Here is a 24,853-nt window from a genome sequence, read left to right on the forward strand (position 1 = left end):
AAGCATTTAAAATGCTTTTTAGCTTATCCCCCCTAACCCCCCTTTGAAAGGGGGGAATAAGGTTGGGGAATAAGGTTTAGAAGTTTCGCATTGACAGAAAATAAAAATTATGCTGTCAAAGAATTAGTGGGAGATAATTGTTCTAAAATAAACTCCCGTGCCACTTTTAAAGAAAGCTCTCTTTGGAGAGAATACCAAGACTCTATAGTTGCTTTAATTCTCATCAGTTCCAATTGACAAAATGCTCTTAAAGAACAGAAAATATGAGTAACAATAGCTTTTGTCGTTCTTACTTGAAACTTAGATAATCCACACAATTGTTTTAAAGCTCTATGATAGCATTCTATTCCCCAATGAATAGTTTGTAACTCTCTAAAATCATCGCGCTTCCAATCCATAAGTTTAGATTCATCATATAGAAGAGTAGCATAATAACGACAACTTCCGTGTTTAAAAGTCCTCTTAAATATTTTTACTTTTCCGAATTCTTTGATAATTACTATCAATCCATTATTAGGAATTTCCAAATCCTCTACTCTTTGATATTTACCTCCTTCTACTTTTACTTGTCTATTTTTGGCTATTCCTACTTAAAAATTCAGTTCTTTGTCTCTAAAAAATCTTAAATTCTCTTTAGAAGAATACCAACAGTCTGTCGTTATAGTAGAAGGTTTTACCCCCCACTTGATTACTTCTACGATCATCTCTCTTAAGTAATCATTTTTTGTTTTATTATCTAGAGGATCATAAAGGCGATAATTAATAGGCATTGATTTTCCATCATAGTCAGTATAATACAAAGTAATTAAGTTAATTCCTTTGATGGCTTTTTGATGTTTTCCTGACCAATAATAGTTGATTAAATGAGCTTTTCCTACTTGAGAGTAGTGTTTTTCAATAACGGTATCATCCCCACTTAACACTCCTCCAATCAAATTAAGGTTTCCTTGAACTTCTCTAAATAAATCTATTGGTTCATATTGCTCTCTTAGTAAGAATCTATTGGTGCTATGACGAGAAATTTCTAAAATCTCAGCTAAACGGCAGCAACCTGTGTATTTTGGCTCTGAGAGCAAGAAGTATGTATATTGATCTAGATTACATTGGGCTGTTGATGGTTTACTCCGAAGTCTTATGATTTTTCTCCTTCATTAGCGATCACCTGAAAACATCATCTGCATATTTACGCTCTTTTGTCAATGCGAAACTCCTAAGGTTGGGGAATATGGTTGGGGAATATGGTTAAGGAATATCGTAGGTTGGGTTGAGGTACGAAACCCAACATCAAAGGCTTTTTTTGTTGGGTTGCGCTATCGCACGGGCCCAACCTACACATAAGAATTTTGCCCTTAAGGTGATTTCTGATAAAGGAGATCCCTTACAATCCCCCTTTGAAAGGGGGGAATAATTGGAAAAGCAGGTATATTCAAGTGTGGAAATCACCTAACCGAGCAGTATTGAGATTCAGGTAACTGTTCAAGTTTAGCGATAACTTTATTCAGGGATTCAATCATAGTGTTTTCTCCTTATTTATTGAAATGATTAGCATTTTAAACAATAGTATTTTCTCCTTTATATTATCGGAAAAATTCAGCAATAATTCTCAAGATAATAACCTCTCTAATTCTGTCAAATCTTGGTCAATATCTGCCTCTAAATTTCTTAGTTTTCCTAAGATAATAGAAGGGGGATCATATTCTACCTCTTCATATTCAATCTCTTTATAACGATTAATAGATAAGTCATAACCATTATATTTAATCTCATCCTTTGGCACAAAAAACGCCTTACCTTTCCTGTCTTCTTCTTTAGAAAGGGGGGTTAGGGGGGATTTTTCTAAGGAGTTTAAGAGTAATTCTCTCTCTTTCCAGCATTTAATAATATCAGGAATATCATTCTTTTCAATCTTTTGACGCTTATCATCTAAAGAAAAACCATCCGCTTCCATATCATAAAACCAAACATAATCCGTTCCCCCCACTCCTGTTTTAGTAAAGATTAAAATCGCTGTAGAAACGCCAGCATAAGGTTTAAACACACCGGAAGGCATAGAAATAACACCATCCAGTTTATGGTCTTCTACTAAGGTCTTCCTGATAGTTTTATGGGCTTTTGAAGACCCAAATAAAACCCCATCAGGCACAATTAGCGCAGCCCTTCCCCCAACTTTTAATAAGCGTAAAAATAGAGCAATAAATAATAATTATGTCTTAGTTGTATTAATAACCTTGCTTAAATCTTTGGCAATAGTTGACTTTTCAATTGACCCTTTAAAGGGTGGATTCGCTAAAATTAAACTAAACGCTTCATCCACATAACCACTTTTTTCTGATAAAGAATCTTTTGCCTCAATTTTCGGGTCTTGAATACCATGTAACATCATATTCATGCTACCAATGCGTAACATGGTTCCATCAAAATCAAAACCGTGAAACATCTCATTGTTAAAATGCGCCCGATTTTCCACCGCAGTTAAAACCGGATTACCCTCACTATCCCTTAAATTCCGTAAATATTACGCCACAGCTACCAAAAAGCCCGCAGTTCCACAAGCAGGGTCACACACAATCTCTAAAGGACTCGGTTGCATCAATTCCACCATCAGTTTAATAATGTGGCGAGGGGTGCGAAACTGTCCATTTTGCCCCGCGCTGGCAATCTTCGAGAGCATATACTCATATAAATCCCCCTTCGTATCCCGATCATCCATCGGTATTTTTTCAATTTGGGCGACAACATTGCTTAATAAGGCAGGATTACTGATTAAAAACACAGCATCCTTCATGTGGCGAGTATAAGCGGTTTCTCCTGCTTTTCCTCCTAATTCCTTGATAAAAGGAAAAGCCACATCTCGCACCATATAAAGCATTTCTTCAGAATCATCCAGATTCTTAAAATAAGACCATCTTGCCCCTTGTTTTTCAGGGAGAAAAGTTGGATTTTGCACAGGTTTGCCTAAACGCTTGGCCTTCTTCTCTTTGGCTAACTCTAAATCATCCAACCGCTTGATAAAGAGTAAATAAGAAATCTGTTCAATCACCGATAAGGGGTTACTAATGCCATTATTCCAAAACGTTGTCCATAACTGATCTACCTGGGATCTCAACTCACCTGTAATCATTCAGACTCTCCATGCCTATTCTTCTTTATATAACCTAATTTAAGCGATTATTACTCTTGTGGCTACCAAATCTTAAGGCTGAATCAAAAGTTATTTATAATAAATTCCTGCTTGTTTAAGACGGTTTAACGCTTCTCCTAATAGATCACAATCAGCAATTAAACTAATCCTTACATACCCTTCTCCTCCTTCACCAAAGGCATTGCCCGGGGTGAAAACAATGCCTGTTTTTTCCAAAACATCCAGAGCAAAATCTGTGGAATTCGTATTAGTTGGACAAGGAACCCAAAGATACATAGTTGCTTGAGAAGGTTTAATATTCCAACCTAATTCTCCTAAACCTTTGATTAAAAAATCTCGTCTCGTTTGATAGCGTTCTTGAACTGTTTTAATATAACTATCGGGTAAGTTTAAAGCAGTCTCAGCAGCAGCTTGAACCGCCGAAAAAATACCATAATCTAGATTAGTTTTTAAGGTTCTTAAACCCTGAATAATCTCCCCATTTCCTACCACAAAACCCACACGCCAACCAGCCATGTTATAGGTTTTAGAAAGGGTATGAAATTCCACACCAATCTCTCTACCCCCAGGAATTTCTAATAAACTGGTGGGTTGATAACCATCAAAAGCTAATTCTGCATAACAGAGATCATGAACTAACATGATTTCGTAATGGGTTGCCCACTTAATAATCTCTTCAAAAAAGGCTCTCGGTGCGGTGGCTGTGGTAGGATTATTAGGATAATTAAAGTAGAGAATTTTCGCTGCCTTAGCAACATTTTCGGGGATAGAATTAAGATCAATTAACCAGTCTTTTTCTGCGGATAAAATAAGCGGATAAAGATCAGCCCCAGCAATTAGGGGGCCGCGAAAATGAGCCGGATAAGAAGGACTGGGAACTAAGACCACATCCCCAGGATTGATGTAAGCTAAGGCTAAATGACCTAACCCTTCTTTTGAACCAATTAAGGGCAATGCTTCGCTACTGGGGTCGAGATCCACCCGATAACAGCGACGATACCAAGCGGTGATGGCTTCCCGAAAACTAGCTGTTCCTTCAAAGGGTGGGTATCCGTGGGTTTGGGGCTTTTGTAAGGCTGCGATCGCCCCGTCTATGACCGGTTGGGGTGCCATACCGTCGGGGTTTCCCATGCCTAAGTCTATCAAATCTAATCCTTGTTCTCTGGCCTTAGCTTTGAGTTCGTCTAATCTAGCGAAAACGTAGGGAGGCAAAGCATTTAGGCGATCGGCACGAGGCATCCAACTCAAACTCATAGTCACAAGAGTTTTAAAAATTACCAGCAACCTTTTATTATAGCAAAATTTGTTACAAACTTCTGAATTAATACCATAAAAAAAAGTCCGCAGTGGTAGCGGACTTATGAGTTACGTGATGGGTGAAATTAATTAAATTCCAGCCCCTGTGGTAACATCTTCATCAGCCGTAGAAGAACCTGAACCGGAAAAAGTATCCGTTTCTTTAAGAAAACCAGCATAAGCTTCCATTCCATGTTCTCCAACATCGAGACCTTCGAGTTCTTCTTCGGGACTGACACGGATACCCATGGTTGACTTGAGAACAGTCCAGACAATGCCACTGAAGATGGCTGTAAACGCACCAATGGCAACGATACCAACAATTTGACTTCCTAATTGAGCAAAACCGCCACCGTAGAATAGACCACTTTCTGTGTTAAATAAGCCAACTGCGAGGGTTCCCCAGATGCCGTTGACTAAGTGAACAGAAACCGCCCCAACGGGGTCATCAATTTTGAGAAGAGAATCAATCATGCTGACGGAATAAACGACAATCACACCAGCAACAGCACCGATGATCACAGCACCGAAATAGGATACTCCATCACAACCGGCGGTAATACCGACTAATCCGGCTAAAATACCATTGATAATCATAGAAAGGTCTGGTTTACCGTCTTTAAACCAAGCGACGAAAGTAGCAGCAACACCACCAGCGGCAGCAGCTAAGTTGGTGGTAACAGCAATATAGGGAACAGCCTCATCAGCAGCTAACTGAGAACCTGGGTTAAATCCAAACCAACCGATCCAAAGGATAAGACAGCCCAAAGTAGCAATACTCATATTGTGTCCAGGAATGGCTTGGGGACGACCCTCCACATATTTACCCATTCTCGGCCCGAGGATAGCTGCCCCCATCAATGCAGCCCAACCCCCAACGGAGTGAACTACGGTAGAACCAGCAAAGTCACTAAAACCAATGGACCCTAACCAACCATTACCAGTCCAAACCCAGTGGCCGGTAATGGGATAGGAAATACCTACTAACAGTAAGCTAAAGATGATGAAGTCAGTAAACTTGATCCTTTCAGCAACTGCCCCAGAAACGATGGTGGCTGCGGTTCCGGCAAAGGCTGCTTGGAATAAGAAAGCTACGGATATAGGGAGTCCAGCAGGGAAGGGGTCGAGTCCGTAGGTTGCAGGTTCTCCACTAAGGAACCATCCTCCAAAGCCAATGAAGGGATTTTCGGGGCCACCAAACATCAGAGAATAACCGATCGCCCAATAAGCTAGAGTAGCTAAGGCAAAGACAATCAGGTTCTTGGAGAGAATGTTAACGGCATTCTTCTGACGACAAAAGCCGGTTTCTAGCATCCCGAAACCTGCATTCATGAAAATAACCAGGATCGCTGCAATCAATACCCAGATAGCATTGAGGGTTCCTTGCAGTTGCGCAATGGCTTCAGAGTTACCTTCAGCAGTAATTAATTCTACACTTTCCGCTACAACAGCTTTATTCCAAACGATGGTAATAATAGCCGCTAGGGGAATACAAGCAATCCAATAAGGAGAGAAGGATCTGGCGATTACTTTTAACGGTTGCCAGATAGGTACATCTTTTTTTGTTCTTGTTGATACCATTTTAGGAGATGATGTAAGAAAATCATTTACACCGGAAATGACTGAATATTGAGTTAAGGGTCTCTGGTTCAGTTATTTCCTTCTTTAGTGTATAAACTCTAAAGATAATTCCTGGATTTTGTCAAGGTCACTTAAGGATTTTCCCTAAATTATGCTAAAAATCTTTAACTTTTTCTAATTTGTTATGACCCAAGAACATTTTGACCAACAAATGATGCAACGCTGTTTAACCTTAGCTCGTCAAGCTCTTGGTTATACTTCTGTGCGATTCGTTGAGCTAAAAAGCTGACATCCAAGTACATCACAAGGATACAGCGTGTAGCTCATTCAAGAGCCTTCTAAAGGCAATTCAATGGTTAAACGACCAATCTACCCCAAAGATGAAAAACAAGAGCCTTAAAGCTCAATTTTCAAGGGGCAGAACACAAAGGTCAGAAGGGTAAAAACAATACCCGAACGGTAAAAACCAAAGAAAAGTTTACAAACTTAAGTAGTAATTACCGAATTAACTAAGTAGGGATAACCGAACAGTAAACGAACCTAGAAACTTGAATAACTGTTGGTTTGTTGGCTAAAGGAGCCATACTCGGAATCAAGGGAGAAATCCCGAGAGTAACGACATAACCCTCCGTTTTGGACTTAGTAAACCCAGGACGGAAGCAGGGATAAAAGGGGATACCCACTGTGAAACAGCACAAGAAATCCTCAAGTCAATCGGTCACGGTTAAACATTACGTTAAATCATCGACTTGAACCCTCAAAAAACCGAAGTAGCCAAATCTGTTTGATAGGCTGTGTTCAAAAGAACAAGGTGAAAAGTGGAGTTTTTGAAGTAACATCCGCACAGATTCCTAAAAGTAACCTGGGGGAGAGATGAAACCTAACACCGATATACCCAAACCAACGGAACGAATTAAGTCCATGATTGCTCTTACCACTGGTCGGTAGGTAAGTAGGAACAAACTTAACCGCAAGGGTCATGGATGTGAGAAGCAATAAGAAGCTAATGCCTACTTGTAATAAGTATGGATATGCTGACGTATTGCTGGTCTATTAGTAAGAAATAGTCTTTATTAGAGGTAGTTAATGTCGAATGCGAGTATAACCAAGACTACGCCAGAATGGAACACAATCAACTGGGCAAAAGTCCAGAGGAAAGTGTTTAAGCTTCAAAAGAGAATATTTCAAGCTGTTAAATCAGGTAATAAAGTTAAAGCTAAAAAGCTTCAGAAGTTACTGTTAAAGTCACACTACGCAAAGCTCTTAGCCATACGCAAAGTGACCCAAGACAACCAAGGCAAGAAAACTGCCGGAGTTGATGGGAAAAAGGCACTACACCCTAACCAAAGAATAAAGTTAGTCAAAGAATTAACTTTAAAAGGTTACAAAGCAAAGGCACTCAGACGGGTATGGATTCCCAACCACAGAAGAGATGAAAAACGTGGATTGGGGATACCCACCATGAAAGATAGAGTAATGCAAGCCTTGGTTAAATCAGCCTTAGAACCATATTGGGAAGCCCAATTTGAGGGAACATCCTATGGTTTTCGTCCAGGCAGAAGCGCACACGATGCTATCACCAGAATATACACAGCAATTAATAAGAAAGCTAGGTATGTACTAGATGCCGATATCGCCAAGTGCTTTGACAAGATTAACCATGATTACCTACTGTCTAAAGTAGATTGTCCACACAACATCAAAAGAATCATTAAACAATGGTTAGAATGCGGCGTTATGGACAAAGGCATCTTAGAGGAAACCGATTCGGGAACACCTCAAGGTGGTGTAATAAGCCCACTATTGGCTAACATTGCACTACACGGAATGATAAAAGATACAGAAAACCACTTCCCCCGTACAAAACGTAAGGAAGATGGAAGTCTACACAGGGAGTATAAACCCAAAATCATCCGTTATGCCGATGATTTCGTAGTTCTCCACGAGGATTACGACGTTATTCTACAATGTAAAACTTTAATTGCACAATGGCTAGAAAAGGTCGGATTGGAACTCAAACCAGAAAAAACCTCCATCAGACATACCCTAAAAAGTATTGAACATGACGGGAAAACCATTGACCCCGGTTTCGATTTCCTTGGATTCAACATAAGGTCATACCCCGTTGGAAAACACCACTCCGGTAAAACAGGAGGAAATTCAAAATGGGGGATAGAATCCAAAGCAATAGGTTTCAAAACCTTAATCAAACCAAGCAAGAAAAAGATACTGGCGCATCATGAGGCAATCAAAGAGGTTGTAAAAGCCAACAAGAAAGCCCCACAAGAAGTGTTAATCGCAAGATTAAACCCCATAATCCGAGGATGGTGTAATTATTACCGAACTGTAACAAGTAGAGAAACATTCTCATCCGAAGATTCAATATTATGGAATACACTTAGAGCCTGGACAGTAAACAGGAAAAAGAAAGAGACACCACTGTATGATGCCCTCAAAAAATATTTCTCATACGGAAAACAAGGGAAATGGACATTCCAAACAAGGGAATATGTCCTCTATCACCACACCGAAACGGAAATTAAGAGACATACACTGGTTAAGCCTGAATCATCACCCTACGACGGGAACTGGACTTACTGGAGCAAAAGAAGAGGTACATATACTGGGACACCAGCCAGGGTTGCGAAACTCTTAAAGAAACAGAAAGGTATATGCCCTCAATGCAAGCAACACTTCACACCTGAAGACTTGATAGAAGTTGACCACATCATCCCGAAATCGAAAGGTGGAAAGGATACTTACAACAACCTACAAGCTCTACATCGTCACTGTCACGATGCCAAAAGCAAAAATGACTACCTCTATGATTGGCACTTATAATGGCTATGAATGGAAAGACGATGTATTAACAGTACCCTAGACAAGGGACTAATTGCCGAGAGCCGTGTGAGGTGAAAGTCTCACGCACGGTTCGGAATGGGAGGAGAGGAAGGTGACTTCCTTTTCGACCCCTAATCATCTATCCCCCAGGTTACTTTTAGGAATCTATGTGGATGATCCAACCAATTCTCCACTTTTCACCTTGTTCTTTTTGAACGCAGCCTGTCAAACAGATTTGGCTACATGATGCTTTTGAGGGTTCAAGTCGATGATTCAACGAAAATGTTTTAACCATGACCGATTGACTCATGGAACGGCTTATCATGCTGCTTCATGACGGGTTCCCTTTTTAACCCTGCTTCCATCCTGGGTTTACTAAGTCCAAAACGGAGGGTTATGTCGTCACTCTTAGGATTACTCCTTTTGATTCCGAGCGTGGTTCCTTTAGCCAACAAATCAACAGTTATTCTGTTTTTTAAGGTACAGAACGAGCTACACGCTTATACTTAGTACAAGCTTTCTAGCTCAACGAATCGCACGGTGCGGCCAACATCTTGAGAAAAGTAAAGGCAAGGCTTGAATTAGATTTGAGTCGAGTCAATAGAGGCGTTTTGACAACGCCCATCAGAGTTAGACTTTGGGCTAATTCTGTGCAGGAATCCCCCCGCTTGTAGCGGGCGGGAGTGTCAATTCCCACCCTTGTTGATCTACTTTCTGCCAGCAGGTGGTGCAACTGTACCATTCAATTTAGGAGTTGAAGGAGAATCTGAGTTAGGTGATGGTTCTACTGGAGCAGAGGGAGCCTGATTTTTGGGAGTTTCTGGAATGGGGGAGGGTTCAACACGGGGCTTAGGTTCCGTTGGTGTTTTCGGCGTAGGAGCAGTGGAATTTTCTGGATTGGGAGCAGGACTTTTAGGCTCTGTGGGAGCCGATGGAGCCTGATTTTGGGGAGCTTGAGGAATGGGAGAGGCTTCAACAGGAGGTTTGGGTTCCGTTGGTGTTTTCGGCGTAGGAGTAGTGGAATTTTCTGGATTAGGAGCAGGACTTTTAGGCTCTGTGGGAACAGATGGAGCTTGATTTTGGGGAGTTTCAGGAATGGGAGAGGCTTCAACAGGAGGTTTGGGTTCCGTTGGTGTTTTCGGCGTAGGAGTAGTGGAATTTTCTGGATTAGGAGCAGGACTTTTAGGCTCTGTGGGAACAGATGGAGCCTGATTTTGGGGAGCTTGAGGCGCAGGAGTGGGAGAAGGTTGGGTTTGAGTGTTTGTGTCCTTTTCAACAACACCAGTTCCACAGATTTTGGAATCGTACCGAAAGATAACCTTCACCCTTGTTGATTGAGGAAAACTTAAAGCCCTGACTTGTTGTAATCCCTGATTATTCAAAAGGCCATAGCCTGAACTTTGAGTTATAAAGGGGGGTTTGCGTAATTGTCCATTACTATTAACAACAACATTGTAAATGGCACTTCCTTCTAATTTCAGGTTACAAGCAGCTTTTGGATAGTTTCCTCTAACCGTCTTCATTTGAGTCGGTTTCAAGGTTACTCCGGTTTGCTGCATCCACTCTAAATCCCTATCTCTCGCTTCTTCCTTTGTTGTACCTTGAGCATTGTAGGTTAAATTCTCGGCTCCTTTTAAAGTATCTTGTAAAAGATTTCTGATAATTTGCTGCTGTCGATCTGGGTTGTTATTGGGATTACGAGTGATAGAAGGGTTATTGGTCGATGGATTTTGATTATTAGGTCCTTGAAACAGTGGATTATTGGGTTTACGGGGAGTGGGATCGCCAAAATTAAGAGCTTGACGGGGATTAGGGGTTTCAGCATTCTCCAGGTTTGGAACTGGGACTGGAGGAGTTTTTGGGGTTGGGGTTTGTTGGGAAGGAGGGGGTAAAGGAGTCCGAGAGATGGGTGAAGGAGGAGGGTTAAAAGAGCGTCTTGGTGGGAGTGCAATGGGAATTCTATTGTAGTTGTTGTAAGAATTGAGGGGAGGTAAAGGGGGTAAAGCTGGAGGGGTAGGTAGGTTACTGAAATTGTTGGGTAGAGAAGATCCTAAAGAGGGAGAATCTAGCATGGGGAGATCCCCTAAACTTGAATTAGGAAACTCTGGTACGGCCGACACCCCTGAATTTTGCTCAGGAAGACGATTTTGTTCGTTAGGGTTTAATTCAATCACGGGAACATTGATCTCTCCTGATTCTGAGACTTCTGGCTCAGAGGTGGGTAAATTAGTAACATAGGGAAGCAGTAAAAATAAAGCTAGACCATGAAGCCCTACAGAAAGGACAGTAGAGATAAGATTAGAATTAAAAAGGCCAAGGGGCGCGCTCTTAAAATATGAGGAAGCCATGGTGGTTATATCTAAGTTTTTATAACGTAGTTGCTATTCTGTCTATTTATAGCAAATGTCGTGTCACCATGGCATTTAGTTTGTTCCGCACGCCATAAATACCCTCAAAAAAGCAACATTTTTCCGTGGGACGGGGCTGTGGGGCGAATGCGATTCGCCCCACAGCCCCTCATGAATTGCGGGCAATAATTTTGATACAATACAATTAAGCGGTTATACCTCAAAATTGGACTTTGGAAAAAAAAAATTGTTAGCGTATATTTTACGCTAAACTAAAATCCCAAAATATCGGCTCTGTATCAGTCAATAAAATTGGCTGGCAAATAGGGCTAATCTATAGATTCTGAGGAAAACTAAGGAGCTTTTAAGTTTTCAGTTGATTTTTTGCTCCCTTTCTTGATAACATCATGACGAGTTCGTGGGGCTTTTTTGTAACCTTTAATACGTCCGGAAGAAAAACCTCGACGTTTGGGAAATTTGGCGAAAGTCCCCAAGGTCGTAATTATTCTTGAAAAGTCTCTTTGAACTAGACTAGGGGTGATTTTGATGGATTTATTAGTCTTCAAATACTGTTCCCAATCACGGGGTAAAACCACAGCTAATTTTCTGGCAGCCCACAAATTTACATAAGAAAGAAGTGTTAGTTTAAACCAATTTTCTTCATGATGTACATCGGGAGTTAAATAAGATGTCATCAATAATCTTTATTTACCAAATCGAAAAAGATGTTCCATGTCATAACGTTGTCGATAACACTGATAACAATCAACTAAACTTAACTCATCGCGCCGAGAACCAATAACAATAAGCCGCATAGGTTTCCAAATACTATTTCTTTCTTGATCTCTGACAACAATCTGGAGTAAAGTAAAGGGGTGATTGTTCATTTTATAGTTTTTAGTTCCTCTCATTAACATCTGTTTCCATCCCGAAATAGTCACTGTTAATTGACGACCTTTTTTCGTTGTAAAGGGAACATGATGAACTTCATCAGTTTCAGTCCAAGTTTGGTCATCTTTAAGGTCAAATTTATCCCCATACCAACGGGGATGTCCCGAAGTTTTGGCTTGATTTGGGTCCCGAATAAATTGACGATAAAAAACTCGGTCACTTCTAACTCTTGTAATATTAACTACGTCTTCATGCTTAACTTGTTCCCCAATAAAATCCTTTTGGCTGTAGTCACTATCAGCCACTAAGACAGATAATTTATCAGAAAATAAAGAACTTTGCCAGATTTTTTTTAGTTGTTGATTGCCTTGATTTACTCCTTTATGTTTAGAGGGAACTCGCTCTCCTGATAAGGGGACAGCCCAAGGGACTTTTTCTGTGTCTATTTGGTCAGGTAAAGCGCAGACAACGGAATAACAATGTCCAATATTAATGGGTTTATTTCCCTTAATTGGATTGGGGTAATGAATAAAGGTTTTATCCGCTAACGTTTCGGCAAACGGTCGTGGACAGGGAGTTGTGTCAATACCAAATAAGTTATAATATTTTGAAATGGGAGGAATTGTTCTCGATACCGCTGAAAATAAAGTCTCAATTCTCTGTTCATAATTAGGGTCAGTTTGAGTGGGTAAAAACTCTTGAATTCCTCTATATAAACTGTTATAATCTCTTCTAAATAAAGGATTGAGAGACAATTCAACGACTGAGTGAGCTTGTTGGTTACTGGAGAGGGCCTCGAGTAATTCTATAATAGTTTCTTTTCTAGCTTTTAGTCCTTGGAAGAGGTTAGACCTCCACACCAGGAATTCCTCGACAGACGTAGCCGTTTCATTTTTGGTCATTTTTGAAATTTATTACCTTATAAATTAGCGGAATATATACGCTAACATCAAAAGAGGTTGTTTGTTACAGTTAAGGCTAATGTCATCACATTCCGAACTTAAGACCAGTCAAGATGTTCACCTGAGAGCCAAACAAATTAAGAGTCTAATTCGCTCTCTTAAACAGAAAATAAAGAAAATTGAACGGGAAGGGGAAGTAGCACCAGCTAATTGTCATATTATTCGTTATCAGGTTAATCGAAAGGGAACAATCTACTGGTATTATAAACTACAGGCTGCTGAATCAATTTTTCCTATGGCCACTAATAATGAGAAAAAAACCAAATATAAATATTTAGGACGAGCCGGAAGTTCTGCTCATATTGATGCTGTAGAAAAACTCACTAGAAGAAATCTCATTGATGAATTAGAACGAGTCATTCAATCTCTAACTGAAAGCTACTTAGATATTTATATTGGAACCGAAACTGAATGAAGCTATTTAATATTTAAAATCCCCTAAAAAGATGGAAAGAGAGTTTTTAAAATCACCTTAATTCTCTATTTTAATTTTAGCTCTGGAGATATGTTTAGCGTAAAATTTACGCTAACAATTGTTTTTTATCCAAAGTCCAAGGTTTAAAAGTTATTCGATTTACTAATGAAGAAGTTTTGCATAATTTAGAGGGGGTTATTGCTGTTATTGAGGGTTTGATCCCCCCTAACCCCCCTTGGAAAAGGGGGGAATAAGAGAAAAGTTATCCAGGCGATCTCTCTGAGGGTTTGATCCCCCCTAACCCCCCTTTCTAAAGGGGGGAATTAAGAGAAAACTTATCCAGACGATCGCATTTCAATGATAAAATGGGGACAAATTCATTCACATCAAACAGGTACAGATGAGACAAGTAATTATTTATCCTGGAGAAGATGGTTATTGGGTTGCTCAATGTCCTAGTTTACCTCCTTGTATTAGTCAAGGAGAAACAAAAGAAGAGGCGATCGCTAATATTCAAGAAGCAATAGAATTATATATGGAGGTTCTCCAAGAAGAAGGTCGTGTGATTCCTGAAGATAACGTTGAAACAGTTACCCTTGCTTTATGAGTAAATTACCTCAAATTTCTGGCAAACAGTGTATCAAAACATTGGGAAAGGTAGGATTTTACATAAAGCGTCAAAAAGGTAGCCATATTATTCTGTGTAGAGATACCCCTCAAGGATAATTGCTAACGTTGATATTCAACAATCAAGGGGACGGTCTTTAATCCGGCTAGTTCATAATTTTTCATCATCTGCTGAAAAGCTTCCCATGCTGGCTTGTTTCTGATAACGACACAACCAGCACTACCGGGCGCATTGGCATCAAAGTGTATTCCAAAATCTCCCCTGGTCTTACCCCAAATGTTGACCAAGTGAGGATCAATTTTGTAAAAATTCCCCTCAATCCCCCGTTGAGGAAGGTAGATCGGCTTAGTTCTTACCGTGTAACCCAGATTCCGTACTTCAAAAAGTAGCATTAAATACTACAATCCTGGGGTTAATAATTAAGTATAATTGCTTAAGCTCTTGAAGACAAAAAAGTGGGATAATTGCTTAAGTTGTTTCCTCTGTAAAAAAAGAGCGAAAAATGTCTTATTTAGAAGAAATACAAGTTAAAAATTTAGACCATTTAGGGATAGTAGCTGGTTTAATTGATGAAATAGAAATAGTCAAAATAATTAATAATAAATTAGGAATAGATGTTAGAGAAAAAATCTCAGCAGGTACAGTAGTTAAGTCTATTTTAATCAATGGACTAGGATTTGTTTCAAGACCTCTATATTTATTCAGTTATTTTTTTCAAGATAAAGCCATTGAGAAATTGTTAGGAGAAAGAATTAAACCTGATTACCTTAATGATGATAAAATTGGGAGAGTAATGGATGAATTATATAAATATGGACTAAATGATATTTTTATTGAAGTAGTTTTAGAAGTAATTAAAAAATTTAAAATAGACCTTAAATACTCCCATTTAGATTCCACATCATTTCATTTAGATGGAGAATATAAAAGGGAAGAAGATAAAGAGAAACAGGAAGAAGAAAAAATTATTAAAGAAAGACCAATTTTTATTAAGAAAGGATATTCTCGGGATCATAGACCAGACTTAAAACAATGTGTCTTGGATTTAATAACAAGCCAAGATGGAGATATTCCATTATTTGTGAGAGTAGGAGATGGAAATGAATCTGATAAAGCTGTATTTGGAAAAGTTTTAGTAGAATTCAAAAAGCAAATAAAGTTTGATAGTATCATGGTTTGTGATAGTGCTTTATATGGTCAAGAAAATCTCCAACTAATCCAACATTTAAAATGGATAACGAGAGTTCCAATGACCATAAAAAAAGCAAAAGAATTAGTGCAAAATATAGAGGTGGAAGAAGTAAAAGATGAAGATAAAGAAAAAAGAAGTGACCTAAATTTAGAAAGTTATACCTGGAAAGAAGAAATTGTTACTTATGGTGGAATCAAGCAAACTTGGTTAATAGTCTTGAGTGAAAAAAGACAGAAAAGTGATTTGGAAAAACTAGAAAAACAACTTTCCCAAGAAGAGAAGAAATCCCAAAAATTTCTTAAAGAAATACAATCTGAAGAATTTGAACATCCTCAAGCTGCTCGATATAAATTAAAAGCTATTAATAAAAAATTGAGATTGTTGGAAATAAAAGAAGTTGAACTGACTGAAACTTACTCGAAAAAAAAGGAAAAGATTTATAAAATGATTAGTCTGATCATCAAAAAAGATGAAGAGATAAGTAGAAAGACTAAAGAAGCAGGAAAATTTATTTTAGCAACTAACTTAGTAGAGGAAAATAAATTAGAAGCTAGTGAAATTCTGATAACTTATAAAAACCAGCAATCTACGGAAAGAGGATTTCGATTTTTGAAAGATCCCTTATTTTTTACTGATAGTTTCTTCGTTGAAAAACCAGAAAGAATAGAAACAATGTTATTTTTAATGTCTTTGTGTTTGTTGATTTATAACTTGGGGCAAAGAGAATTAAAAAATTGTTTAAAAAGAGTCAAAAAAGGAATAAATAATCAAGTAGGGAAAGTAACATTGCGTCCGACTTTGAGGTGGATATTTCAATGTTTTTAAGGTATTCATTATGTGATTTTAAACGGAGTTAAACAAATTGTCAATTTAACAGAAGAAAGGCGTTTTATATTGAGTTTATTACCTGCATCTTGTCAAAGATATTATCTATAAATTGAATTGGATAAAGCAAAAATAATAAAAGAATAAGAGTCTAATGATATCAAATGAGAAGAGGAAACTCTCCTTCGTTTGTGCTGAGTCTTGCTAAGTTTTCAATGAGTATAAATCTTCTTAATTTGATTATTTTTCCTAAAAATTTAATGAAAAGAGAAATATTCTTGCCCAGGTATGATTTTCGGACTTTTTAAAACTATGTATTTTTTTATACTACATTTTGAAGTGCGGAATCTGGGTTCTAAAGGAACGATAGTTAAAGAAGAGCCTTCAGTTAAAGTCATGCCATTATTAGGTATTTCTCCCACCCGAATTTTTGGCCCTTGTAAGTCCTGTAAGGTGATTTCCAAGAAAAAGTTTCCCACCCATTCTCAGAATCTGTTTGTAGAACATCTCAAATAAGCGAAAAGGGAAAAATAAAAAGTTGTTCGCGGATACTTTCCGCGAACAAAAACCTCCCTATCTAAAAGAAAGAAATACGCTAACTTTTAAATTAGCTTTGACTATTTTTAAAAAGGAAATTCACTTAATTTTACACTCTTATTAACTTTTTAGACTAACTGGGTCTAATCAAAATATCCCATTTAGGTAAGTGAGGATTACGTTCTAAACGTTTCTCAATTTCCTTCATCTCTTTTTTCGTTAAAGAAATGCCTTTTTGATAAACTTTTTTACTTAACTTAACTATCGGATTTAAGCCTTTCCATGTCATAGTTTTTACCCAAGCTAACATCGTTTGAGCATTTCTCAGAAGTGTTCCGTTCCAATGCCTCTCTAAAATTCCCCAACATCTTTCTATGGGATTATATTTACTGTGATAAGGAGGAAAATATAGTAATTGAATAGATTTCTTAGTTTGGTCGGCAAACTCTACCATTCTCTTCAAAAATTGCCTTCTTATTCCACTATTTTCTGCTCCATTATCAACTTTAATTTGGATGTTCTCTAGTTGCTGCTTTTCAGTTATACTCAGACTTGTCCACCATTGCTTCAAGTTATCTACCATGAAATCACTCGTTTTATAAGAACTTCCAAAAGTTACATAAAGTTGCCCTGTATCTTCATCTACAATCCCACAAGGAACGTATTTTTCTTTAGTTCCCATATCATGATCTTGAGCTTGATTATAACCTCTGGTTTGTCCGCCACGTGAATATTCTCCTATTTCCACAGTTGCTTTACAATCCATACTTAAACGTTTCACAGAAGGGTCTTTTTTTCTATCTTTTTTCTCTATATTCTCGAAGATAGCGTCCGTCTCCGAGATTTTTTTTTAGGTTTAGCTTTTACCACTTTTCTTAATCGATAGCCCAAACGATTTAAAATATCTGCCATTGTCGAAGCAGCAGGAACCTCCTCTCCATTATATCCTAGATTTCTTAATTGTTTAATGGCTTCAGCCGCCGTTAATCTTGTATAGGCAATGGGGTTATTAAATGTGGGGTTTTGTTGTGCGTGAGCTTCGGCTATTTCTTTCAATGATTGGGCAACTATTGGGTATCTTTCCTCCCATTTTTTACATCCACTATTGACTGATTGTAATCCTAAACACACTATCCCAGTTCGTTTTTCATGTAATCCAAATTGAACATTTTTTCTCCCCCAACCAAACACGATTTCGGTTTGTCTGGCACTTCCTCCACAATACTTGAGACACATTTCAGCTTGAAATGAACGACGCTCTGCTCCCGTCATTTTTGAGGCTGCTAAACGTAAATCATCGACCATCGACGGGGTTAAGGGATTATTTGTCTGTTTTAGCTTCAATTTACTCTCTCTAATCTTTTTACCTCTTCATTTTAATCTATTTCTTCTGTTTTTTCAGACAAGCCAATTATGAAATTTTAAAGTTGTGTACCAAGATCCGCTAACTCTCTGTTCCTTTTATTTCTTGAAAGCCTTTAGTCCAAGCGATTACCCCCTATGGGAAAAGCTTTCTCGGAAATCACCCAATCAACAACACCCGGGCCAGCACTAAAGAATCCAACCGCTAATGTTCCCCAAAAACCACAGAAAAGATGAACAGGAATGGCTCCTACCGGGTCGTCTATTCCAAATCGATCGATAAAATCGGTTGCCCATACTACAAACCAACCCCCGACCATCCCAATAAAAACTGCACTCAATAGATGAACATAAGCACAAGAAGCGGTGATGCTGACACACCCTGCCAAAATTCCATTGATAATGAAGGTTAAACTAGGCTTGTTATCAAACATAAACCAGGCTGATAGGGTTCCTATGATGCCACCTGTTGCCCCTGCGACAAGAGTATTGACAAGTATATGGGCTACCGCAGGAGAATTCAATTCTAATGTAGACCCAGCGTTGAAACCAAACCACCCAAACCAGAGAATTAAACATCCTAAGGTAGCAATTGGACTTTGGATAAAAAACAATTGTTAGCGTAAATTTTACGCTAAGCATATCTCCAGAGCTAAAATAGAGAATTAAGGTGATTTTAAAAACTCTCTTTCCATCTTTTTAGGGGATTTTAAATATTAAATAGCTTCATTCAGTTTCGGTTCCAATATAGATATCTAAGTAGCTTTCAGTTAGAGATTGAATGACTCGTTCTCATTCATCAATGAGATTTCTTCTAGTGAGTTTTTCTACAGCATCAATATGAGCAGAACTTCCGGCTCGTCCTAAATATTTATATTTGGTTTTTTTCTCATTATTAGTGGCCATAGGAAAAATTGATTCAGCAGCCTGTAGTTTATAATACCAGTAGATTGTTCCCTTTCCATTAACCTGATAACGAATAATATGACAATTAGCTGGTGCTACTTCCCCTTCCCGTTCAATTTTCTTTATTTTCTGTTTAAGAGAGCGAATTAGACTCTTAATTTGTTTGGCTCTCAGGTGGACATCTTGACTGGTCTTGAGTTCGGAATGTGATGACATTAGCCTTAACTGTAACAAACAACCTCTTTTGATGTTAGCGTATATATTCCGCTAATTTATAAGGTAATAAATTTTAAAAATGACCAAAAATGAAACGGCTACGTCTGTCGAGGAATTCCTGGTGTGGAGGTCTAACCTCTTCCAAGGACTAAAAGCTAGAAAAGAAACTATTATAGAATTACTCGATGCCCTCTCCAGTAACCAACAAGCTCACTCAGTCGTTGAATTGTCTCTCAATCCTTTATTTAGAAGAGATTATAACAGTTTATATAGAGGAATTCAAGAGTTTTTACCCACTCAAACTGACCCTAATTATGAACAGAGAATTGAGACTTTATTTTCAGCGGTATCGAGAACAATTCCTCCCACTTCAAAACATTATAACTTATTTGGTATTGACACAACTCCCTGTCCACGACGGTTTGCCGAAACGTTAGCGGATAAAACCTTTATTCATTACCCCAATCCAATTAAGGGAAATAAACCCATTAATATTGGACATTGTTATTCCGTTGTCTGCGCTTTACCTGACCAAATAGACACAGAAAAAGTCCCTTGGGCTGTCCCCTTATCAGGAGAGCGAGTCCCCTCTAAACATAAAGGAGTAAATCAAGGCAATCAACAACTAAAAAAAATCTGGCAAAGTTCTTTATTTTCTGATAAATTATCTGTCTTAGTGGCTGATAGTGACTACAGCCAAAAGGATTTTATTGGGGAATAAGTTAAGCATGAAGACCTAGTTACTATTACAAGAGTTAGAAGTGACCGAGTTTTTTATCGTCAATTTATTCGGGACCCAAATCAAGCCAAAACTTCGGGACATCCCCGTTGGTATGGGGATAAATTTGACCTTAAAGATGACCAAACTTGGACTGAACCTGATGAAGTTCATCATGTTCCCTTTACAATGAAAAAAGGTCGTCAATTAACAGTGACTATTTCGGGATGGAAACAGATGTTAATGAGAGGAACTAAAAACTATAAAATGAACAATCACCCCTTTACTTTACTCCAGATTGTTGTCAGAGATCAAGAAAGAAATAGTATTTGGAAACCTATGTGGCTTATTGTTATTGGTTCTCGGCGCGATGAGTTAAGTTTAGTTGATTGTTATCAGTGTTATCGACAACGTTATGACATGGAACATCTTTTTCGATTTGGTAAACAAAGATTATTGATGACATCTTATTTAACTCCCGATGTACATCATGAAGAAAATTGGTTTAAACTAACACTTCTTTCTTATGTAAATTTGTGGGCTGCCAGAAAATTAGCTGTGGTTTTACCCCGTGATTGGGAACAGTATTTGAAGACTAATAAATCCATCAAAATCACCCCTAGTCTAGTTCAAAGAGACTTTTCAAGAATAATTACGACCTTGGGGACTTTCGCCAAATTTCCCAAACGTCGAGGTTTTTCTTCCGGACGTATTAAAGGTTACAAAAAAGCCCCACGAACTCGTCATGATGTTATCAAGAAAGGGAGCAAAAAATCAACTGAAAACTTAAAAGCTCCTTAGTTTTCCTCAGAATCTATAGATTAGCCCTATTTGTCAGCCAATTTTATTGACTGATACAGAGCCGATATTTTGGGATTTTAGTTTAGCATAAAATATACGCTAACAAACTTTTTTTGTCCAAAGTCCAATTGTTATTAAATCCAAGACACATTGTTTTAAGTCTGGTCTATGATCCCGAGAATATCCTTTCTTAATAAAAATTGGTCTTTCTTTAATAATTTTTTCTTCTTCCTGTTTCTCTTTATCTTCTTCCCTTTTATATTCTCCATCTAAATGAAATGATGTGGAATCTAAATGGGAGTATTTAAGGTCTATTTTAAATTTTTTAATTACTTCTAAAACTACTTCAATAAAAATATCATTTAGTCCATATTTATATAATTCATCCATTACTCTCCCAATTTTATCATCATTAAGGTAATCAGGTTTAATTCTTTCTCCTAACAATTTCTCAATGGCTTTATCTTGAAAAAACTGACTGAATAAATATAGAGGTCTTGAAACAAATCCTAGTCCATTGATTAAAATAGACTTAACTACTGTACCTGCTGAGATTTTTTCTCTAACATCTATTCCTAATTTATTATTAATTATTTTGACTATTCCTATTTCATCAATTAAACCAGCTACTATCCCTAAATGGTCTAAATTTTTAACTTGTATTTCTTCTAAATAAGACATTTTTCGCTCTTTTTTTACAGAGGAAACAACTTAAGCAATTATCCCACTTTTTTGTCTTCAAGAGCTTAAGCAATTATACTTAATTATTAACCCCAGGCTTGTAGTATTTAATGCTACTTTTTGAAGTGCGGAATCTGGGTTTTAACCTAATAGGAATGTGAGCATCATATCCTGCTCACTATAGCACTACGCATTATGGTTAGTTGGACAGGGAACCAAGGATAAGCAATTAATAAGATTATGGTTTACAATTCCCATACATGGTTAGGATCATCAAGTGCAGCTTTTACCCTAGATAAATCAGTAAGACTGTCAAAAGGACTTGATTGAGCTAATGTTATAATGCCTTGTAATGCTAAACTAAGTTGTTGATTATCCTCATTATCAATTGCTCGCTCAACCAGTTGAAAAAGCGAGTTAAAGTTTTTAGCACGTTCATCAAATGAACATTCTAAAGAGTTAATTAATAAATCACGTTTTGCCTGAATTTCTGCAATTGTGATTTTTTCCCTGGTTGTAATTTCTTGGCGTTTAGTTTTTTCTTGTTCTTGAATTTTTAAATACTCCGTACAAGAAGTAACAATATCATTTAAACATTGAAGAGGGGTAATAAATTTTTCCATATCTAAATGCGGCTTATTTTTAGTAATTATTTCTAAAGATTACCATACTTTTGTTTAAAGTTGTTTTTATTTCGATTTAGATTACCTTTATTATCTAAAATCGGTGTCTTCATAATTTCATGAAGTGCTTTGATTAAAAGTAAAAGTCTTTGAAATTCGGCTGCATCTGTTTCAGTAATAAAAGTCCTTGATTCAAGCTTTATTAAACTTTCAATAGCTTTATTATTTAAGTTATTGACAAGTTCAGTCAACTCTTTAATGCGCTGTTGTACTTGTCTAAGAAAGTCTTGATAAGCCTTGAGTTTTTCTATCTCAATATTGACTTTTTTCTGATACTCATAAGCATTTGTTAAAGCTTTTTCTCCCTCTCCTCCAAGAACAAAACCACCAACCATTAAGGCCGGTCCAACTGCGATACCCCCTAATATCCAAGCCCCTAAAGCCATACCTCCTCCTCCTACAGTCAATGATCCTCCTCCCAACCAAGCAAGAGTCGCATTCCAGGCGGCCGCACCACTCAAACCACCGATCGCCGTTCCTGTACTAGCTGTTCCAAAAAGTCCGACAAGTGCTACTGCGCTTTGCCCTGGTGCTGCACCCATCCCAGCGGATTTTAGACCACCTGTAATTAATTTTTCTGCTTCTAATACTGCTGTTTTGTATTCTTGTATTTCTTCTAATGAAAATCCTTCAAAACTTTCCCAAGATATTCTATTATTGTTCGTTACTTTTTGTCCTATTTGTTTAATCAAAGTAATGCAACGTTTAATTGTTTGAGTCTGAACTTGAAGTTTTAGTTTACCGTATTGTTCTGCTAAATTTTGGGTACTTTTGTGATCTTTCTGTACTGAGCTACAAATTTTTTTATATTTAGACTCGGAATTTTTACCAATTTTCTTAGCTTTTTCCATATTAGACATACCATCAATTCCGGCTGCAACTCCAACTCCAGCAGTAATCACAGCCGCAGCACCAAGAATAATAGGAATAATCAAAATCATCATAAATATCCTTAAAAATTATAATTTAATTCAATAACTTCTTCTAAGTTTATCATTAGAGTAAATAATTTGATTCAGTAATTATTGGCAATTGCTTCAAATATAATGATTTTGAATAACCTAGAAAATACTTAGTTATATAATTGATTTTAGACAAACTTATTGATTAATAATTGAGATAAGTATTTACTGTCATCTTATTACCTCTAATAATAACGAATGAGGTGGGCATTGCCCACCCTACAATTATTCTGGTTCAATACCGGCACCAACTGGGGCGATCACATCTAGTTTTAAGTCAGGGTTATCTGAGTTAACCTGTTGTAAACCCCATTGATTCTTGAATAATAAAACGGGACGACCCCAGTTATCTTTGACGATAATGGTGTTAAAAATACGTCCTGCTTTTTCTAAGGCTTTCCAGCCACCTTTTACCCAACGAGCTAAACTATAAGGGAGAGGTTCTAAGTTGGTTTCGACTCCATATTCACTTAACAAGCGAAACTGTACAACTTCAAATTGTAATTGTCCCACTGCGGCTAAAATGGGGTCTCGTCTAAACTCATCGGTAGAATACATGATTTGTATTGCTCCCTCTTCTCTTAACTCTTTTATTCCTTTTTGAAACTGCTTAAACTTCGAGGGGTTGGGGTTTTTAATGTAGGAAAACATTTCAGGAGAAAAGCAAGGTATCCCCTCATATTCCAATTTTTTACCGCTATAAATAGTGTCACCGATGGCAAATACACCAGGGTTATTCAACCCGATCACATCTCCTCCATAAGCTTCTTCGATAGAGGCACGATCTTGAGCAAAAAGCTTCTGGGGACGGGATAAACGGACGGTTTTACCTGTTCTTGCATGACTTACCGTCATATCCTTCTCAAACTTACCCGTACACACTCGCACAAAGGCCACGCGATCGCGGTGTTTAGGGTCCATGTTGGCTTGTAATTTGAAGACAAAGCCCGTAAACTCAGGATGAGTGGGATCAAGCACCCCAACGGATGAGTTACGGCCTTCTGGTTTCAGAGCGTATTCCAAGAACGCTTCTAGGAAGAGTTGTACCCCAAAGTTGGTCATGGCCGAACCGAAAAAGATCGGGGTCATTTTCCCTGCATGAACTTGATCCAAGTCGAGATCGTCCCCTAATTCTTCGAGAATTTCTAAATCCTCTTTAAATTGATAATAAAGCTCTTGTTCGAGATATTCCTCAATTTTGGGGTCTCCGAGCTTAATAACGTCTTCTTGAGCCTGTTGGGAGCCGTGGGAGCGACGTTCAAACAGGTGTATAGCCTTTTGACGACGACTATAAACCCCTTTAAAGAGATCGCCCATCCCAATAGGCCAGTTAACGGCGTAGGTTTTCAGTCCTAACTCTTGTTCAATCTCATCTAATAATTCTAAGGGTTCCCGTCCGGGGCGATCCATTTTATTGACGAAGGTAAAAATAGGCAGTCCCCTGAGACGACACACCTCAAACAGTTTACGGGTTTGGGGTTCTAACCCTTTAGCTGCATCGATTAACATGACAGCGTTATCTGCTGCTGCTAGAGTACGATAGGTATCTTCACTAAAGTCTTGGTGGCCGGGGGTATCTAGTAGGTTAATTTGGAAGTTACGATAGGCAAATTGAAGGACGGTAGAGGTAATAGAAATCCCCCGTTGTTTTTCCATTTCCATCCAGTCAGAGGTTGCTTTACGTTGATCTCGTCTTGCCTTGACTGCACCTGCTTGATGGATGGCTCCTCCATAGAGTAACAATTTTTCGGTGAGGGTGGTTTTTCCTGCGTCGGGGTGGGAGATGATAGCAAAGTTACGTCGTTTTTGTACTGCTTCAAGAATTTCTCTTTCTATTTCATTAGACATAGACAATAAAGTTATGAT

Annotated in this window: 12 protein-coding genes and 11 pseudogenes; 7 read left to right on the forward strand and 16 right to left on the reverse strand. The window is 38.0% G+C overall.

The features are described from left to right. Positions 1 to 107: 107 nt before the first annotated feature. The 5 genes and pseudogenes from CWATDRAFT_RS02005 to CWATDRAFT_RS02020 form a co-directional block, all read right to left on the reverse strand. Positions 108 to 1,136 (reverse strand): annotated as a pseudogene (locus CWATDRAFT_RS02005) (IS701 family transposase). A 467-nt stretch (positions 1,137 to 1,603) separates the two neighbouring features. Further along, positions 1,604 to 2,194 (reverse strand): N-6 DNA methylase, encoded by a 591-nt coding sequence (locus tag CWATDRAFT_RS39215; RefSeq protein WP_268742151.1) that lies wholly within the window; start codon positions 2,192 to 2,194, stop codon positions 1,604 to 1,606. Positions 2,195 to 2,203: 9 nt separating this feature from the next. Beyond that, a pseudogene (locus CWATDRAFT_RS39220) lies at positions 2,204 to 3,121 on the reverse strand (type I restriction-modification system subunit M). Between the two features lie 90 nt (positions 3,122 to 3,211). Next, on the reverse strand, positions 3,212 to 4,396 hold the full coding sequence (locus tag CWATDRAFT_RS02015; protein WP_007303417.1) for an aspartate aminotransferase: 1,185 nt from the start codon (positions 4,394 to 4,396) through the stop codon (positions 3,212 to 3,214). Positions 4,397 to 4,528: 132 nt separating this feature from the next. Then, positions 4,529 to 6,019, reverse strand: coding sequence for an ammonium transporter (locus tag CWATDRAFT_RS02020; protein ID WP_007303418.1), 1,491 nt, complete (start codon positions 6,017 to 6,019; stop codon positions 4,529 to 4,531). A gap of 1,086 nt (positions 6,020 to 7,105) precedes the next feature. On the opposite strand from CWATDRAFT_RS02020, the pseudogene ltrA reads away from it, so the two are divergent. Continuing rightward, positions 7,106 to 8,900, forward strand: a pseudogene (gene ltrA, locus CWATDRAFT_RS02025) (group II intron reverse transcriptase/maturase). Between the two features lie 667 nt (positions 8,901 to 9,567). On the opposite strand, the gene CWATDRAFT_RS02030 reads toward ltrA, so the two are convergent. Together CWATDRAFT_RS02030 and CWATDRAFT_RS02040 are read right to left on the reverse strand one after the other, a co-directional pair. Continuing rightward, positions 9,568 to 11,208, reverse strand: a complete 1,641-nt coding sequence (locus tag CWATDRAFT_RS02030; RefSeq protein WP_007303420.1) for an energy transducer TonB — start codon at positions 11,206 to 11,208, stop codon at positions 9,568 to 9,570. 353 nt (positions 11,209 to 11,561) lie between these two features. Continuing rightward, positions 11,562 to 13,001, reverse strand: a pseudogene (locus CWATDRAFT_RS02040) (NF041680 family putative transposase). 79 nt (positions 13,002 to 13,080) lie between these two features. On the opposite strand from CWATDRAFT_RS02040, the gene CWATDRAFT_RS02045 reads away from it, so the two are divergent. The 4 genes and pseudogenes from CWATDRAFT_RS02045 to CWATDRAFT_RS35395 all read left to right on the forward strand — a co-directional run. Then, positions 13,081 to 13,476 (forward strand): hypothetical protein, encoded by a 396-nt coding sequence (locus tag CWATDRAFT_RS02045; RefSeq protein WP_007303423.1) that lies wholly within the window; start codon positions 13,081 to 13,083, stop codon positions 13,474 to 13,476. A 140-nt stretch (positions 13,477 to 13,616) separates the two neighbouring features. Continuing rightward, positions 13,617 to 13,730, forward strand: a pseudogene (locus tag CWATDRAFT_RS36565) (endonuclease domain-containing protein); the annotation flags it as partial. Between the two features lie 146 nt (positions 13,731 to 13,876). Then, complete coding sequence (locus CWATDRAFT_RS02050) at positions 13,877 to 14,083, forward strand: type II toxin-antitoxin system HicB family antitoxin (RefSeq protein ID WP_007303424.1); 207 nt, start codon at positions 13,877 to 13,879, stop codon at positions 14,081 to 14,083. After that, a pseudogene (locus CWATDRAFT_RS35395) lies at positions 14,080 to 14,193 on the forward strand (type II toxin-antitoxin system HicA family toxin); the annotation flags it as partial. The gene CWATDRAFT_RS02050 and the pseudogene CWATDRAFT_RS35395, both read left to right, overlap by 4 nt. Before the next feature lie 12 nt (positions 14,194 to 14,205). Here CWATDRAFT_RS35395 and CWATDRAFT_RS39225 read toward each other — a convergent pair. Further along, positions 14,206 to 14,496, reverse strand: coding sequence for a hypothetical protein (locus tag CWATDRAFT_RS39225; RefSeq protein ID WP_042711082.1), 291 nt, complete (start codon positions 14,494 to 14,496; stop codon positions 14,206 to 14,208). 110 nt (positions 14,497 to 14,606) lie between these two features. Here CWATDRAFT_RS39225 and CWATDRAFT_RS02060 point away from each other — a divergent pair. Then, positions 14,607 to 16,232, forward strand: a pseudogene (locus CWATDRAFT_RS02060) (IS1634-like element ISCwa1 family transposase). A gap of 146 nt (positions 16,233 to 16,378) precedes the next feature. Here CWATDRAFT_RS02060 and CWATDRAFT_RS02065 read toward each other — a convergent pair. From CWATDRAFT_RS02065 to CWATDRAFT_RS02085, 4 genes and pseudogenes are all read right to left on the reverse strand, one after another. Next, positions 16,379 to 16,600, reverse strand: coding sequence for a hypothetical protein (locus tag CWATDRAFT_RS02065; protein ID WP_042711083.1), 222 nt, complete (start codon positions 16,598 to 16,600; stop codon positions 16,379 to 16,381). A 191-nt stretch (positions 16,601 to 16,791) separates the two neighbouring features. Then, positions 16,792 to 17,963: pseudogene (locus CWATDRAFT_RS41600) on the reverse strand (ISAzo13 family transposase). A gap of 173 nt (positions 17,964 to 18,136) precedes the next feature. Next, a complete protein-coding gene (locus tag CWATDRAFT_RS02080; protein WP_007303428.1) occupies positions 18,137 to 18,634 on the reverse strand; it encodes an ammonium transporter in 498 nt (165 codons plus the stop codon). Between the two features lie 112 nt (positions 18,635 to 18,746). Next, a pseudogene (locus CWATDRAFT_RS02085) lies at positions 18,747 to 19,142 on the reverse strand (hypothetical protein). Between the two features lie 79 nt (positions 19,143 to 19,221). Here CWATDRAFT_RS02085 and CWATDRAFT_RS36895 point away from each other — a divergent pair. Continuing rightward, positions 19,222 to 20,661, forward strand: a pseudogene (locus tag CWATDRAFT_RS36895) (NF041680 family putative transposase). Between the two features lie 129 nt (positions 20,662 to 20,790). Here the strand turns inward: CWATDRAFT_RS36895 and CWATDRAFT_RS02095 are convergent. The 4 genes and pseudogenes from CWATDRAFT_RS02095 to prfC all read right to left on the reverse strand — a co-directional run. Then, positions 20,791 to 21,342: pseudogene (locus tag CWATDRAFT_RS02095) on the reverse strand (IS1634 family transposase); the annotation flags it as partial. Positions 21,343 to 21,587: 245 nt separating this feature from the next. Further along, positions 21,588 to 21,965, reverse strand: a complete 378-nt coding sequence (locus CWATDRAFT_RS02100) for a hypothetical protein (protein ID WP_007303432.1) — start codon at positions 21,963 to 21,965, stop codon at positions 21,588 to 21,590. A 32-nt stretch (positions 21,966 to 21,997) separates the two neighbouring features. Further along, positions 21,998 to 22,966, reverse strand: coding sequence for a hypothetical protein (locus tag CWATDRAFT_RS02105; RefSeq protein WP_042711084.1), 969 nt, complete (start codon positions 22,964 to 22,966; stop codon positions 21,998 to 22,000). Positions 22,967 to 23,212: 246 nt separating this feature from the next. Continuing rightward, on the reverse strand, positions 23,213 to 24,835 hold the full coding sequence (gene prfC / locus CWATDRAFT_RS02110) for a peptide chain release factor 3 (protein ID WP_007303434.1): 1,623 nt from the start codon (positions 24,833 to 24,835) through the stop codon (positions 23,213 to 23,215). Positions 24,836 to 24,853: the final 18 nt, after the last annotated feature.

Origin of the sequence: Crocosphaera watsonii WH 8501 (assembly GCF_000167195.1) — a bacterium.
Taxonomy (GTDB): domain Bacteria; phylum Cyanobacteriota; class Cyanobacteriia; order Cyanobacteriales; family Microcystaceae; genus Crocosphaera; species Crocosphaera watsonii.

What these genes read in the sequence shown, in the direction of transcription:
- CWATDRAFT_RS02015 (WP_007303417.1), bottom strand. Translation starts at nt 4,396, where the DNA reads ATGAGTTTGAGTTGGATGCCTCGTGCCGATCGCCTAAATGCTTTGCCT.
- CWATDRAFT_RS02020 (WP_007303418.1), bottom strand. Translation starts at nt 6,019, where the DNA reads ATGGTATCAACAAGAACAAAAAAAGATGTACCTATCTGGCAACCGTTA.
- CWATDRAFT_RS02030 (WP_007303420.1), bottom strand. Translation starts at nt 11,208, where the DNA reads ATGGCTTCCTCATATTTTAAGAGCGCGCCCCTTGGCCTTTTTAATTCT.
- CWATDRAFT_RS02045 (WP_007303423.1), top strand. Translation starts at nt 13,081, where the DNA reads ATGTCATCACATTCCGAACTTAAGACCAGTCAAGATGTTCACCTGAGA.
- CWATDRAFT_RS02050 (WP_007303424.1), top strand. Translation starts at nt 13,877, where the DNA reads ATGAGACAAGTAATTATTTATCCTGGAGAAGATGGTTATTGGGTTGCT.
- CWATDRAFT_RS39225 (WP_042711082.1), bottom strand. Translation starts at nt 14,496, where the DNA reads ATGCTACTTTTTGAAGTACGGAATCTGGGTTACACGGTAAGAACTAAG.
- CWATDRAFT_RS02100 (WP_007303432.1), bottom strand. Translation starts at nt 21,965, where the DNA reads ATGGAAAAATTTATTACCCCTCTTCAATGTTTAAATGATATTGTTACT.
- CWATDRAFT_RS02105 (WP_042711084.1), bottom strand. Translation starts at nt 22,966, where the DNA reads ATGATTTTGATTATTCCTATTATTCTTGGTGCTGCGGCTGTGATTACT.
- prfC (WP_007303434.1), bottom strand. Translation starts at nt 24,835, where the DNA reads ATGTCTAATGAAATAGAAAGAGAAATTCTTGAAGCAGTACAAAAACGA.